Origin of the sequence: Epilithonimonas sp. JDS, from assembly GCF_021261315.1 — a bacterium.
Taxonomy (GTDB): Bacteria; Bacteroidota; Bacteroidia; order Flavobacteriales; family Weeksellaceae; genus Epilithonimonas.
The window spans coordinates 1-14,481 of sequence record NZ_JAJSAX010000006.1; the positions used below are offsets into that span (position 1 = coordinate 1).

Genomic DNA, 14,481 nt, shown 5'->3' on the forward strand with positions numbered 1-14,481 from the left:
GAACTTAACTGATGATATACTTAGCATTGCACCGCATAGAGTTTACCTGGTTTCACTACAGCCGAACTGTACTTGCTTTCTGTTGCACTTGTCCTACTCTCACGAATGACGGACGTTATCCGCTATGCTGCCCTATGGTGTCCGGACTTTCCTACCCAGATTGAATCTGGATCAACAAGCCACGCTTCTCTGAGGTGCAAAAGTACAAAATATTGTTTGAGTTTCTAATAGAATGCGAATGTTCTTCCTTGCGAAGCGCATCCCGGATGGAACGGCATGTTTGAGCTCATCCTGAAAATAGCTTCGGATATTAGCTTTGGCTTTTTAGGATAGCGAGTAGTGAGAGCCGGTTAAGATGCCCAAATATTTATCATATTGATATTATCTTCTATTATTTTTCGTAAAATCCTTATCTTCGTTCGCGGAATGGAGAACAAACAGAAAGCTTTTTCTAAATTAATAAAGGATAACCAGGGACTTATCATCAAAGTCTCGCGCCTTTATACCCATTCTCTGGAAGATCAGGAAGATCTTTTTCAGGAAATCGTGTTACAACTTTGGAAATCGTACGACTCATTCCAAGGTAATTCTAAAATTTCGACGTGGATGTACCGTGTGGCTTTGAATACGGCCATCACCTTATTCCGAAAGAAGACCAGACAGCCACAGACGGACGAACTTCAGGATTTCCACAGCAAAGATTTCCTTGAAGATAATGATGAAAAACAGCAGCAGATTTCGCTTTTGTACAAGGTTATCAAACTTCTGCCGGATGTCGAAAGAGCCATCGTAATGATGTACCTGGACGATGAGCCTTACAAAGAAATTGCTGAAACATTGGGAATCACAGAAGTAAATGCACGCGTAAAAATGAACAGATTGAAGAAAGTATTAAAAGAATTAATGATAAAGCATGCCTAACCAAGAAGATTTTGATATCGATTCGCTAAAGAAAACCTGGCAAGACCAGGAGATTGCTGACGGCTATGATCAGAATGAAATCGAATCTATGCTTAATAAAAAATCAAGGAATTACGTCAAGTATATTCTTTGGATCAGTATTGCAGAATTTGTAATCTTTGGATTGATTAATTTTATTGCTTTATTTTCTAACGATTTCCAGACAGATTTTACAAGTATTCTCAACAAACTTCAGATCAGAAATCAAAATGAAGTTGAATTTTCTTTGGACAGGATTTATTATTTAATGAAGATTTTCAGTTTAATCATAACCGGCGTTTTCGTTGTAATTTTTTATCTTAATTATAAAAAGATTAATGTAGAATCCAACCTGAAAAAATTTATCACGCACATTATCCATTTCAAGAAGACTGTCAATCTGTTTATATTCAGTAATATATTTTTGCTGATACTTTTCATCGGAAGTTTTACAAGCTTTATTGTTTTTACAATCAAGAAACAGAATATTCATATCGATAATCCAACGTTCTGGGGATTGATTACGGGCGTCATTTTCAGTTTGTTGATTTGTATTATTCTGATTCTGCTTTATTACAAGCTGGCTTATGGTATTTTATTGAAAAGACTTTCCAAAAACCTCACCCAGCTAGAACAAATCGATTCTGAAAAGTTTTGATAATTGTCATACATTATTGATTATCATTAGACTAAGATTTGAGACATTTTCCTTATCTTTGCACCCAATAAAAGATCTTTGAAATGCTGGGAAGAAGACAAATCCGTGAAAAAGTTGTAGAATCGCTCTATGCTTACTATCAAAACCCGATCAGGTTTGAAGTCGTTGAGAAAAATATGTTCTCAGAAATCAACAAAATCTACAATCTGTACATCTACACGCTCAACTTTATGGTTGGTCTCAAGAGTTTGACAGAGGATCAGATAGAAATCGGGAAAAACAAATACATCAAAACCACGGAGAATGAAAATCCAAATCAGAAATTGGTAAGAAATCAAGTTCTGATTCAGTTGGAAGACAATGAGGAGAGAAGAAGTTTCTCCAGCAGACATAAAGACCTCATCTGGGATTCTAATGATCCGATTCTGGTAAAAACATTCCAACGCATCAAAGCAGGAAAACGTTATCAGGATTATATGGAAGACGGAGAAATCTCTTTCGAGGACGATCAGAAATTCATTGGAAAACTTTTCCTGAGATATGTTGCAGAAAATAGTGATTTGCACGATAGATTTGAGGAAAAAGAAATGTCCTGGGCAGATGATCTTCACATTTCCAATTCTATGATTCAGAAAACCATTGGTTTTATGAAAGAAAACGAACCTTCTCACACCCTTATCAAAATGCTCAAAGATGATGAAGACGAAGAATTCGCTAGAAAGCTTTTGAGATCTTCGCTTAACAATTGGGAAGAATCTGAGAAAAAACTGCAGGAACGTCTTGTGAACTGGGAATTGGACAGAATTTCTCTACTAGACAGAATCGTCCTGATCGCAGCGATTACAGAGCTTGACAATTTCCCATTGACTGCTTCCAGAATTATCATCAATGAATATATCGATATTTCCAAAGTCTACGGAACCGAAAAATCCAATATCTTTATCAACGGTGTTTTGGACAAATACACAAAGGATACAAACCGAGTATAATTTCAAATAAATAATATTTACTTATGAAATCAATCAAAATATTAGCTATCGCAGCACTTTGCACATTGACTTTTTCTTGTAAAAAAGAGGAAAAAACTTTAGACCATATTCCAGGCGTAGATTCTGCTCAGGCAAGTACTGTGGTAGAAGCAATGTCTCAGGAATCAGTAAATCCGGAAGATGCCGCACTGGTAAAAGAAGCGCAAAGCAAACCATTGACAACAATTGCTTTCAGCGAAACTGATCATAATTTTGGCGATATCAAAAAAGGAGAAAAAGTAGAACATATCTACGAAGTAACCAATACAGGAACCAATCCACTAATCATCTCAAACGTAAAACCAGGTTGTGGATGTACAGTTCCGGATTTTACAAAGGAACCAATTTTGCCAGGTAAAAAAGGAAAAATCACTTTGCATTTCGACTCAACAAATTTTGATGGAGCAGTTAACAAAGTGGCAGACGTTTTCGTAAACGTAGAAAAAGCACCGGTAAGATTGACTTTCTCGGCTAACATTACTCAATAATAAAAATTATGCTAACAGTATTTTTACAAGCAGCAGCACCAGCACAATCTATGACTCCGACATTAATTATGATCGGTTTGATGGTTGTTGGATTTTATTTTCTGATGATTCGTCCTCAGATGAAAAAACAAAAGCAGGAAAAGAATTTCCAGGAAGCTTTGAAACCAGGTGCAAGAGTAGTGACTACTTCCGGAATGCACGGCAAGATCTTCAGCATTGCAGATGACGGTGTGGTTATCGAAACTCTAAGTGGAAAATTAAAGTTCGAAAAAGCTGCAATCTCAAAAGATTTCACAGCAGCAAGATTCCCGGAAACTTTCGGAGAAGTGAAGAAATAAGAAATTTTTCTAAATATAAAAAGGCACGTAATTATTAAATTATGTGCCCTTTTTTTGACTTATATTTTAAAAAGCTAATAGCCAAAAGCCAATTGCTATTTCGTCACATTTTCAATGAATTCCAAGATAGAATCCTTGCTCCAATCCATCGAGCTGTCTTCCTTTTTCAAAATCCTGCCATCTTTTCCAATTAAATAAGTTGTGGGAAAAGCAACCGGCAAAATTTTCGGGTCCAAAGGACTTTCAGCAATATAAACCGGAACAGTATAATTATTTTCCTTCAGGAATTTTTTCACATCTTCCTCTTGGTCCTGCATCGCGATCAGGGCGAATTCCAGTTTATCTTTTTTCAGGTCGTATAGTTTCTGTATCGTGGGCCATTCCGTTCTGCACGGCGGACACCAAGTTCCCCAAAAATTAAGGAACAAAACCTTTCCACGCAGATTTTTCAGATTCGTACTGCTCGTGTTGATGCCTTTCAAATCGATGTCCAAAACCTCGTCTGCAAGCAAAGTTTCATTATTGATCTTGGAAACCGTCGGACTCATCGCAATTTGTTCCGACACAAAATCCCTAAGTGGCTTGATGGTCATAAAAGCCAGCAAGACGATCAGTAAAATGAAGTAAACAATATTTTTTCTTAGAAAATTCATAACAATAATATTAAAAATTGGGGCGTATCCCTCGCCAACACTAGGGCCAGCCGCTCGGGTCGGGCTATCCACTACTATCTTCTACTTGCCTGGCAAGGCAAGCAGAAGGATATCCGTTACTATCCCTTACGCAGGATTCGTCTCCCGATTGAAATTTACAACAATTCCAGAAGTTCCTCTACCGTATCGAAACCTCTGTTTTTAGCATAATACGTTTGCAATTCCACATAGAATTGGTCTTTCGTGAATGCTTCCGGATTCGCTTTATGTTTATTCAGAAGTTCAGTGCCGTGTTTTGGTCTCGGTCCCCAATGTGCGATCTCATTGAAGTTTTCATCAAGGAAAATCACGATCGGAATCGACTTTCCGCCGTTTACCAAATAGTCATCAATCAAACTTGGTTCCTGGTCACGGTAAGAGATCCTGATCTCAAACTGCTCAAAAAACTTGACCACAACCGGAATCACCTGACTCGCGTCGCCGCACCAAGCTTCAGAAATGATCAATATTTTACCATTGAAATTCTTATTAGCCAAAGTCGCCACCTGCTCAGAATTTGGAAGATATTTTTCCCACATTCTGTTCATCCTCTGGATTCCCAATCGGTAATATTCTGCGTAATCAGATTCCTGCGAATTCTTTGGATTTCCCAGCCTTTCTCCAGCTTCCCTTAGATATTCTGTGTAAGAAACAGCATCGTCCCAAAATGATTTGATATCCATTATATTTTTCTGGTTTTATTAATTAAATACATATCTGCCAAAACAAATGCAGCGAGACTTTCCACAATCGGGACAGCTCTTGGAACCACACAAGGGTCGTGTCTTCCTTTGCCTTCCACAGTCACAGATTCGCCATTTTTATTGATGCTTTCCTGCGGACGAAGAATCGTAGCAACGGGTTTGAAAGCCGCACGAAAATAGATGTCCATGCCATTCGAAATTCCACCTTGGATTCCGCCGGAAAGATTGGATTGTGTTGTTCCATCTTGGTTGAAAAGGTCGTTGTGTTGCTTTCCTGTCATCTTCGCGCCACAAAATCCGCTTCCATATTCAAAACCTTTGCAAGCGTTGATATTTAGCATTGCTTTGCCTAATTCGGCGTGAAGTTTATTGAAAATCGGTTCGCCCAATCCAACGGGAACATTTTTGATAATGCAAGTTACAGTTCCGCCAATCGTATTGCCTTCTTTTTTGATTTCTTTGATTCTTTCAATCATTTTCTCGGCCGTTTCCTCATCTGGACAACGGACGATGTTGTTTTCGGTTTTAGAAAAATCTAAATCCTGATAAGGTTTTTCACAGAATATTTCGCCAACAGAAGAAACGTAAGCGTTGATTTCAATCTCGGGTAAAAGTTGTTTTGCTAATGCGCCTGCAACCACCCAATTCAAAGTTTCACGAGCAGAAGATTTTCCGCCACCACGATAATCTCGGATGCCATATTTCTGGTCATAAGTATAATCGGCGTGACTCGGGCGATATGCTTGAGCAATATGGTCGTAATCTTTGGAACGTTGGTTTTCATTTTCAACAATGAATCCAATTGGCGTTCCTGTGGATTTTCCATCAAAAATCCCGGATAAAAATCGAACTTTATCGCCTTCCTTTCTTTGTGTTACAATTGCGGATTGTCCTGGTTTTCTGCGGTCAAGCTCGAGCTGAACTTTCTCAATATCGATTTCCAGACCAGCCGGAAAATTGGTGATAATTCCGCCGTAAGCTTCTCCGTGACTTTCGCCGAACGAAGAAAGCGTCAAAAAGTTTCCTAAAACATTAAACATAAATAGAAGTTAGATGTGAGAAATTAGAGGCTAGATTTTTAAACTAAATATATTTTCTAATTGCTCCGATTTCTTTAATAAGTACAAATTTACGGATTTTAAAATGTACTGATATCTAAAATCTGACTTCTAATCTCTATTTTTACCATATGAATTCCAATAAAACTGTTCTGATTCTCGGTGCCAATTCTGATGTGGCGAAACAATGTATTTTGCAATATTTGTCGAAAGGCATTTCCATCATTGCATCTTCCAGAAATTTAGGTTCCTTGGAAAATTTCATCAATGAAAATCAATTAGATAAATCAAAAATTGAAATCAAATATTTTGACGCAACAGATTTTTCTTCTCACCAAAAATTTTATGATGAATTATCTATCAAACCAAATATCGTGGTTTATGCAGCAGGGTTTTTAGTTGAAAATCAGGAAGCTTTAAGAAACTTCGAAGGCACTTTTGAAATGATGAAGACGAATTATGTTGGCGCAGTTTCAATTTTAAATATTATTGCGACTGATATTAATAATAAAAATATTGAAAGAATCATTGGACTTTCCTCGCTTTCCGGTGTTCGTGGTCGGAAAAGCAACTTTGTTTATGGAAGCACAAAATCTGCCTTTACACAATATTTAGCTGGCCTTCGACAAGAATTGAATTCAAGGAAAATTACGGTGAATGTTCTGGTAAGCGGTTACATTAATACAAAAATCAATGCTGGTTTGGATTTGAACAAATCGTTATTAATGGAACCTGACTATGTGGCGAAACATATCGTGAATGCTGGCAATTCTTTTACCATCGTTCCCAATTGGAAATGGAAAATCATCTATTGGATTTTGAAATTGTCTCCGGAGTTTCTCGTAGCAAAGTTGCCTTAGAAATCAAACTTTAACTCATACTTTTTTGGTATGAATTGAATTTATTTCTACTTTTGTCCCTTTAATCATCGATTATGAAGTTAAAAGAGATAGGCAGAATTCGAAATTATAATTCCGAAGAATTTACTTCGAAGTTTATGAAACCCAATATTCCGGTCATTATAGAAGACTTTATCGACGCGGAAAGTCCGGCTCTCAAAAACTGGAATTATGATTATTTCAAAGAAATTGCAGGGAATAATGAAGTAGATGTCTATGGTGAAGAAATCCATTCTCTTGACAGAGCGGCGAGTAAACCATTGGCCAGAATGAAATTTTCTGAATATCTGGATTTGATAAGCCGAGAAAAAACAAAATACAGATTGTTCCTGTTCAATCTTTTGACCATCAAACCAGAACTCAAGAAAGATGTCATTTATAAAGATATTACGAAAGGCAAAGTCTTGTCTTGGCTGCCTTTTATGTTCTTCGGTGGACAAGGTTCCAATACTAGAAACCACGTTGATATCGATATGTCACACGTTTTCTTGACTCAATATCAAGGCATTAAAAAAGTTTGGTTGTTTCCGTTAAGTCAATCAGATTTGATTTATAAATTACCCTATAATTTTCACAGCATCGCTAATTTGAAAACGTCTTCTCAGAAAGAATTTCCTGGTCTGAAATATCTTGATGGATACGAAGCAGTTCTGAAACCTGGGCAAACACTTTATATGCCGTCTGGCTGGTGGCATTTTATCCAATATGAAACAGAAGGTTATTCAATCTCTGTCAGAGCTTTGCCTTTTCAATTGATAGAAAAATGGAGAGGTTTCAAAAATCTGGTAATTACACAACATTTTGATAATCTGATGCGAAAACTTTTCAAAGAACAATGGTTCGATTACAAAGTTTCCGTTGCTAAAAAAAGAGCTCAAAATGCTATTGATAGAATTGAGGGAAGACATGTTTTGGAAGATATTCCGGATATTCCAATTCACTTTTGAATCACTAACATTAACATAATAGAAAAGCCAAAGATTTCCGAATCTTTGGCTTTTTGTTTTAATTTATTTAATCCCAACTTTATCAAGATAAACTTTTTGGATGGCGAGAATGCTGTCTGGTTTTGACTTTAATTTTTTGAAATTTTCTATTATAAGTTCGTAAGAGCCTTCTCTCATTCTCGGATCAGATTCGGTGAAAAAGTCTTTGGCAGCCTGACCTTGTGCATTTACTGCATCGATATATTCCAAAGCTCCCTTATAAAAAGGCATCGCTTCCGGGCTCACCGAAGTGCCTGCAATATTCTTCAAACCTGCACTTGCGTCTTCCGAAAGCTTGATTGCATCTTTGACCTCGACGGCAGTTTCTGCAGAAGGTGCTTTTGCTAATGCGCTGGAATCTGAAAAATATTTCGATTCGAATTCGTCGAGCGCACTCATTTCCTTGAGAAATTCATTTGCTACTTTTTCATTGAGCGCAAATTCGTCGCCCTTTTTACAACCTACCAAAAGAAGAATTGGTATCAAAAAAATCGCTGCTTTTTTCATAGTTTGTCTTTTTTATAAAATTAGCAAAATTTTATATTCAAAGTATAAAAAGAGATAAAAATATTTTGCGCTTCTTTATTGCTGAGATTGATGATAAGCCATCGCAATATGAATGTCAAAATAAGAAAAACCTTCGCCTAATTCCTCTTTGATGGCTTTTAAAGATGGAATGGTTTGGGATTTTGCAATTTCGAGAATCGGTTCTATTTTGCTCATATCCATTAATTCGTCGGCTTCTATTTTTCCAGTTGCTACAAAATTTGCTAAATGATTTTGAATAGTGTTGATAGACAGATTTCTGATTTTAGCGATTTCTTCGATAGTTTTTCCGTCTTTGTACATCTCAAAAGTTGTCGCAAAAGTTCCAGATGTCTTGGGATTCGTCTTTTGGGGGTCTCGTTTTTTCTTCGGTTTTTTCTCGATGACTTTACTAGTCAAACTATGAATGTTGCAATAATCTGTAATCGGAGTCAAAAATATCTCACCATATTTTTCAATTTTAAAAGCTCCGAAACCGCTAATTTGACTTAATTCCTCTTTGGAATTTGGAAGATAAGTTGACAATTCCAGCAAAGTTGCATCAGAGAAAATGACATACGGTGGAACATTTTCTCGTTCGGCAATTTCTCGTCTTAAAGTTCTTAGTTCCGCAAACAAATCTTCATTTGCATCAAAGTCTGGAGCTGAATAATCGTTCTCAACTTCAGCAACAACGACGGCTTTGGCTTGTTCTTTTACTTTTCGGAAAGTGACTTTTTTATCTTTAAATAAAACCAATTTGCTCTCTTCATTCAGCTTTAAAACAGAAAATTCTTCATTCGATTCATTCAAAAAACCATTAATCAATAATTGTCTTATCAAGTTTTGCCAATAATTTTTATCCTGATTATTTCCAATGCCATAAGTTGGCAAACTGCGCATCGAATCTGTAATTTTCACACTTTTTGAACCTCGCAGAAAATCAATGATTAAGTTTTTTCCGTATCGTTCCTTCAACCTAAAAATCGCACTCAATAATTTTTGAGCATCAGTTGTTGCGTCCCAAGTTTCAAATTCGCTCAAGCAAAAATCGCAGGAATTGCAGTTTCCATCGTGTTTTTCGCCAAAATATTCCATCAAGTATTGTCGTCGGCATTTTTGCATTTCGGCAAAGTCGGACATTTGTTTCAGCTTTTGCAACATCAATTCAGATTGCTCTTCGTTGCCTTCTATCATTGCAAATCTTCTCAATTTTATCACATCGGCAAATGAATAAAACAAAATCGCTTCACTCGGCAAACCGTCTCGTCCAGCTCTTCCCGTTTCTTGATAGTAACTTTCAATATTTTTGGGCAAATCTGCGTGCATTACAAAACGGACATTGCTCTTGTCGATTCCCATTCCAAAGGCAATCGTCGCAACCATCACCCGAGTTTTATCCTTTAAAAAATCTTCCTGAACTTTCGCTCTTTCCATAGAAGAAAGTCCGGCGTGATAAAAAGCCGAGTTGATGCCATTTTCTCGCAAATTATTCGACATTTCTTCCGTTCCTTTTCTCGATAAACAGTAGATGATTCCCGAATCGTTCGGATGTTCATTGAGGTATTGAATGATGTTTTGGAAGACCGATTGTTTCGGCTGAACAAAATATTTGATATTCGCTCTGTCGAAAGAAGAAATTAAAACCAGCGGATTTTGAAGATTCAGTTGTTTGATGATGTCTTTCCTTGTGATTTCGTCTGCACTTGCCGTCAATGCGATGATTGGGACTTCTGGAAATTGCTTTTTAATTCCATTTAAAAACAAATAATCCGGACGAAAATCGTGACCCCAATGTGAAACACAATGCGCCTCATCTATCGCAAACAGGGAAATATTGACCTCATTCAGCAATTTTAAAAACGCACCATTATCAGCACTCAATTTTTCCGGCGCTACATATAAAAGTTTGAGCTTACCGTTTTTTAATTGGTTTAAAGTTTCATTTTGCTCATAAACACTCATCGAAGAATTGATGTACGAAGCCGAAATTCCGTTCACGCGCAACGCATCAACTTGGTCTTTCATCAAAGCAATCAAAGGCGAAATCACAATCGCAGTTCCATCCAAAACCAACGCTGGAACTTGGTAGCAAAGTGATTTACCACCGCCAGTTGGCATCAAAACAAACGTATCTTTTTTTTCAATTACATTTTGAACTGCGTTTGCTTGTTCGAGACGGAAATTGTCGTAGCCGAAATATTGTTGGAGTATTTCTAGTGGAGATTTCATAGAATTTGTGTTTTAGTAAAAATAATGAAAATCTGTTGTTTAAGTAAATTAAAAACCTCATAATTTTTTAAAACTATGAGGTCAATTATAAAGTCCTGAATTAAATTTTTTCATTTGAGCGTAAATGCTTTTTACCAAACCACTGATATTTAGAACCAAAATTACAGTTAAATATGATTAAAAATGCGAAACAACATCCATTTGTTGATGAAGAATTCTTATAATTTCTATTTTTTCTTCTTGTAAATTGATTTTGTAAAATATAAAATGAGATTTTATTCTAGTACGGAAATATCCTTTTCTTACGTTGCTATAATCCGTTCCTGATTTCGGATTTTCGGAAATATATTCAATCTCGTCCATCAGTAAATCAAAATAATAATCAGCTTGCTCCATAGACCATTCTTCAAAAGTATAGAGCCAAATATTTTCTAAATCAATCTCAGCCTGTTTACTGATTTTATAATTCATTATTCAGCAGCATATTTTTGACGTATATTTTCTTTGAAATCTTCACGATTAAAATTTACAGAAAACCCGGATTTTTCACCTTTTTTAAGTTCTTTAATTAATTCAGATTTCTTGATTTCTTCGTATTCAAACAATCGCAAAGCGGCTCTTACAACTTCACTTGTGGAAGAATACTTTCCCGTTTTTATTTGTGAATTGATAAAATTGTCGAAATAATCGCCCAGTAAAATCGAAGTATTTTTAGCCATAACTTTATCATTTAATTTCTAAAACCTAATGTACCAAGTTTTGGTATTTTTTCCAAATTTAATTGCGTAGAAATTTTTGAATATTGTTGATATTAAAAAAGCGAGAAAAAAATTCCCGCTTCTAATTTATGATTTTAAATCTAATTTAAGTTCCAGTTCTGTCAGCTGTTCCTGATGAATCGGCGCCGGCGCATCAATCATCACATCTCGCCCAGAATTATTTTTCGGGAAAGCGATGTAATCTCTAATCACCTCGTTTCCATCCAAAATCGCTACCAAACGGTCAAATCCGAACGCCAAACCTCCGTGAGGCGGAGCACCATATTTGAAGGCGTTCATCAGGAATCCGAATTGCGCTTCTGCTTCTTCTTTTGAGAATCCTAAAAGGTCAAACATTTTCGACTGCAAATCTTTATCAAAAATCCTGATAGAGCCGCCACCAATTTCGTTTCCGTTTAAAACCAAATCGTATGCGTTGGCTCTTGCTTTTCCTGGGTCGGTTTCCAACAGGTGGAAATCTTCTGTTTTTGGAGACGTGAAAGGGTGGTGCATTGCGTGGTAACGTCCGCTTTCTTCATCAAATTCCAACAACGGGAAATCTACAACCCAAAGTGGTGCAAATTCGTTTCCTTTTCTGAGTCCAAGACGGTTTCCGAGTTCCATTCTAAGAGCGGAAAGTTGCGTTCTCACTTTGTCTGCGTTTCCGGACATTACGAACATTAAATCTCCAGCTTTTGCTCCGAATTCTTCTGTGATTTTCTTTAAATCTTCTTCAGAATAGAATTTATTGACAGACGAAGTCACAACACCATCATTTTGGAATTTAATCCAAACCAATCCTGTTGCGCCAATTTGAGGGCGTTTTACCCAATCCACCAATTCGTCGATTTGTTTTCTGGTGTAATCTGCAATGCCTTCAACATTGATTCCGACTACCAATTCTGCCTCGTCGAATATTTTGAAATCTTTTCCTTTTGTTAAGTCATTCAATTCGTGAAATTCCATTCCGAAACGGATGTCCGGTTTGTCGTTTCCATATTTCTGCATCGCATCTGCGAAGGTCATTCTTGGGAAATCTCCGAATTCGTTTCCTGTAATGTCTTTCAAAAGAACTTTCGTCATTCCTTCGAAAACATTCATAATATCTTCCTGCTCTACAAACGCCATTTCGCAATCGATTTGGGTGAATTCCGGCTGTCTGTCAGCACGCAAATCCTCATCACGGAAGCATTTTACGATTTGGAAATATCGGTCCATTCCACCGACCATCAATAACTGTTTGAAAGTTTGTGGCGATTGTGGTAATGCGTAAAATTGTCCCGGATTCATTCTGCTTGGCACAACAAAATCTCTCGCGCCTTCCGGAGTAGATTTAATTAAAACCGGCGTTTCAACCTCGATGAAGCCCTCTTCGGAAAGATAATTTCTTACTTTCTGCGCCATTTTGTGACGGAAAATCAGTTTGTCTTTTACCGGATTTCTTCGGATGTCGAGGTATCTGTATTTCATTCTCAATTCTTCGCCACCGTCGGTTTCGTCTTCGATGGTGAAGGGTGGCAATTGAGATTCATTTAATATGATTAGATTTTCAACTAAGATTTCTACGTCGCCCGTTGCAATCTTTGGGTTTTTGGAAGTACGTTCGATAACGGTTCCTTCTACTTTGATGACGAACTCACGGCCGAGTTTCTTAGCGGTTTCTAAAAGTTCTTTGGAAGTTCTGTCCTCGTCCAAAACCAATTGTGTGATGCCGTAACGGTCTCGCAAATCTATCCAAATCATAAAACCTTTGTCGCGGATGGTTTGTACCCAGCCGGAAAGTGTTACTTTTTCATTCAGATTTTTCAGCGTCAGTTCGCCGTTTGTGTGTGTACGGAACATTTTTTTAGATGTTAGATGTTAGACTTTAGAGATTAGACATTTAGTCGTCTAATTTCCGAGTGCAAAGATAATAATATGAATAGAGAATACGGCAAATATGTACATAATTGTCCATTTTTGACGTAAATAATTTCAATCGGGGCGAAGCGCGTGAGGGATTTACTTCGTACAGTTCGGCTAGCGCCTCGGGTGTAGTGGATATCCTTTTTTGTGGCGGATGGAATTGGCGGATGGGAAAAAAGATATTAACGGATAGCCCGGCCCGAGTGGTTGCCCTTCGAGAACCTCAGGATGACACGCCAATGCGAGGGACACGCCCGAATTCTTGGTGGTCTCGGAAAATTGTTGTAATTTAGTGGAAATCAAATATTTAATTATTATGGGAAGAGGAGACCAAAAATCTACCAAAGGAAAAATCGCGCGAGGAAGTTATGGAAAATCCAGACTTAGAAAAGCCTCGAAAACTGTAGTAGTGGCGGAAAAGCCAGCAAAAGAAAAAGCAGAACCAAAGCTGAAGGCGACGAAAGCCAAGGCTGAAAAACCAAAGGAAACTGAAGAAAAATAAAAAAATCGGGCTCGTAAATTTTACGAGCCCGATTTGTATTTGTAGTGTAATCTTTTATTTTCCGAAAAGTCCGCCTAGTAATCCACCAAGTCCCCCTTGCTGAGATTGTTGTTGCTGATTTCCTCCGCCTAGAACACTTCCAAGAATGTCGCCCAATCCGCCTCCGGAAGATTGCGTTGCACCGCCAAGTACGCTTCCTAAAATATCACTCAAAGGATTGTTGGATGCCTGTGCTTCTTGAGCAGAACCGCCAAGGATTCCGCCAAGCAAATCTCCCAATCCACCGCCAGAAGTCACGTTGTTGGCTTGCTTTTGCTGACCAATGTAACCCATAATTACGGGCGCCAACATTGCCAAGATTGGTCCAATTTTGTCCATAGAAATTCCGGTATTTTGTGAAAGTTGGTTTTCCACAGTAGCTTTCTCGCCTCCGAAGATGTGGCTTAGGATAGAGTCGCCTTCTTGCTCTCTGTCTAGTGCTTGCGCAGGATTGTTTAAGATGCTTCCGTCGTGGTGTTTGTCAAGCGTTGCATTTAGTTTGTCTGCTTCGTCAGTGTTTTCTGATTTTTTCTTCAAATAGCTGATGACCAAAGGCGCAGCAACTATCAAAAGTGCGATGATTTGATTTTTGCTGATTCCGAATTTGTTCTCAGCTTGTTCTGCAACCTGGTTGCCTGTACTTCCTGTGATAAGGTCTAATAAACTCATAATATGTTTTTGTTTGAAATCAAAGATAAAAATTTTGATTAGATCTTCTAAATTAAATGCG

At 37.5% G+C, this 14,481-nt stretch carries 17 protein-coding genes and 1 other RNA gene; 8 read left to right on the plus strand and 10 right to left on the minus strand.

Annotated features, from left to right (window positions below):
- An RNA gene (gene rnpB, locus LUD75_RS14940) (RNase P RNA component class A) lies at positions 1–191 on the minus strand; the annotation flags it as partial.
- Positions 192–426: 235 nt separating this feature from the next.
- Between rnpB and LUD75_RS14945 the strand changes: the two genes are divergently transcribed.
- The 5 genes from LUD75_RS14945 (at position 427) to yajC (ending at position 3,451) form a co-directional block, all read left to right on the plus strand.
- The gene (locus tag LUD75_RS14945) at positions 427–921 is read left to right on the plus strand and encodes a sigma-70 family RNA polymerase sigma factor (RefSeq protein ID WP_034979829.1); all 495 of its coding nucleotides are present in this window, start codon (positions 427–429) and stop codon (positions 919–921) included.
- Positions 914–1,597 (plus strand): beta-carotene 15,15'-monooxygenase, encoded by a 684-nt coding sequence (locus LUD75_RS14950; RefSeq protein WP_232706636.1) that lies wholly within the window; start codon positions 914–916, stop codon positions 1,595–1,597. The genes LUD75_RS14945 and LUD75_RS14950 overlap by 8 nt, the downstream gene beginning before the upstream one ends.
- Positions 1,598–1,680: 83 nt before the next feature.
- Entirely contained in the window at positions 1,681–2,586 is a 906-nt protein-coding gene (locus LUD75_RS14955; RefSeq protein ID WP_232706638.1) for a transcription antitermination protein NusB, read from the plus strand.
- Positions 2,587–2,609: 23 nt separating this feature from the next.
- Entirely contained in the window at positions 2,610–3,113 is a 504-nt protein-coding gene (locus LUD75_RS14960) for a DUF1573 domain-containing protein (protein WP_232706639.1), read from the plus strand.
- A gap of 8 nt (positions 3,114–3,121) precedes the next feature.
- Positions 3,122–3,451, plus strand: coding sequence for a preprotein translocase subunit YajC (gene yajC / locus LUD75_RS14965; protein WP_232706640.1), 330 nt, complete (start codon positions 3,122–3,124; stop codon positions 3,449–3,451).
- 95 nt (positions 3,452–3,546) lie between these two features.
- Here yajC and LUD75_RS14970 read toward each other — a convergent pair whose 3' ends face one another.
- The 3 genes from LUD75_RS14970 to aroC all read right to left on the minus strand — a co-directional run bounded on the left by LUD75_RS14970 (position 3,547) and on the right by aroC (position 5,887).
- Complete coding sequence (locus tag LUD75_RS14970; protein ID WP_232706641.1) at positions 3,547–4,104, minus strand: TlpA disulfide reductase family protein; 558 nt, start codon at positions 4,102–4,104, stop codon at positions 3,547–3,549.
- A 155-nt stretch (positions 4,105–4,259) separates the two neighbouring features.
- Positions 4,260–4,826, minus strand: a complete 567-nt coding sequence (locus tag LUD75_RS14975) for a thioredoxin family protein (RefSeq protein WP_232706642.1) — start codon at positions 4,824–4,826, stop codon at positions 4,260–4,262.
- Positions 4,826–5,887, minus strand: coding sequence for a chorismate synthase (gene aroC / locus LUD75_RS14980; protein ID WP_232706643.1), 1,062 nt, complete (start codon positions 5,885–5,887; stop codon positions 4,826–4,828). The genes LUD75_RS14975 and aroC overlap by 1 nt, the downstream gene beginning before the upstream one ends.
- A 149-nt stretch (positions 5,888–6,036) precedes the next feature.
- On the opposite strand from aroC, the gene LUD75_RS14985 reads away from it, so the two are divergent.
- Positions 6,037–6,765 (plus strand): SDR family NAD(P)-dependent oxidoreductase, encoded by a 729-nt coding sequence (locus LUD75_RS14985; protein ID WP_232706644.1) that lies wholly within the window; start codon positions 6,037–6,039, stop codon positions 6,763–6,765.
- Positions 6,766–6,839: 74 nt separating this feature from the next.
- A complete protein-coding gene (locus tag LUD75_RS14990; RefSeq protein ID WP_232706645.1) occupies positions 6,840–7,751 on the plus strand; it encodes a cupin-like domain-containing protein in 912 nt (303 codons plus the stop codon).
- Positions 7,752–7,814: 63 nt separating this feature from the next.
- Here the strand turns inward: LUD75_RS14990 and LUD75_RS14995 are convergent, their stop codons facing one another.
- The 5 genes from LUD75_RS14995 to aspS all read right to left on the minus strand — a co-directional run bounded on the left by LUD75_RS14995 (position 7,815) and on the right by aspS (position 13,147).
- Complete coding sequence (locus tag LUD75_RS14995; protein ID WP_232706646.1) at positions 7,815–8,297, minus strand: hypothetical protein; 483 nt, start codon at positions 8,295–8,297, stop codon at positions 7,815–7,817.
- 75 nt (positions 8,298–8,372) lie between these two features.
- On the minus strand, positions 8,373–10,547 hold the full coding sequence (recQ, locus tag LUD75_RS15000) for a DNA helicase RecQ (protein ID WP_232706647.1): 2,175 nt from the start codon (positions 10,545–10,547) through the stop codon (positions 8,373–8,375).
- Between the two features lie 177 nt (positions 10,548–10,724).
- The gene (locus LUD75_RS15005) at positions 10,725–11,018 is read right to left on the minus strand and encodes a type II toxin-antitoxin system RelE/ParE family toxin (protein WP_232706649.1); all 294 of its coding nucleotides are present in this window, start codon (positions 11,016–11,018) and stop codon (positions 10,725–10,727) included.
- Positions 11,018–11,266, minus strand: a complete 249-nt coding sequence (locus tag LUD75_RS15010; protein WP_232706651.1) for a type II toxin-antitoxin system ParD family antitoxin — start codon at positions 11,264–11,266, stop codon at positions 11,018–11,020. Before LUD75_RS15010 ends, LUD75_RS15005 begins: the two co-directional genes overlap by 1 nt.
- A 126-nt stretch (positions 11,267–11,392) precedes the next feature.
- Entirely contained in the window at positions 11,393–13,147 is a 1,755-nt protein-coding gene (aspS, locus tag LUD75_RS15015; protein WP_232706652.1) for an aspartate--tRNA ligase, read from the minus strand.
- 379 nt (positions 13,148–13,526) lie between these two features.
- On the opposite strand from aspS, the gene LUD75_RS19185 reads away from it, so the two are divergent.
- On the plus strand, positions 13,527–13,712 hold the full coding sequence (locus LUD75_RS19185; protein ID WP_317207327.1) for a 30S ribosomal protein THX: 186 nt from the start codon (positions 13,527–13,529) through the stop codon (positions 13,710–13,712).
- A 54-nt stretch (positions 13,713–13,766) separates the two neighbouring features.
- On the opposite strand, the gene LUD75_RS15025 is transcribed toward LUD75_RS19185, so the two are convergent.
- Positions 13,767–14,420, minus strand: coding sequence for a DUF937 domain-containing protein (locus tag LUD75_RS15025; protein WP_232706653.1), 654 nt, complete (start codon positions 14,418–14,420; stop codon positions 13,767–13,769).
- Between the last annotated feature and the right edge of the window lie 61 nt (positions 14,421–14,481).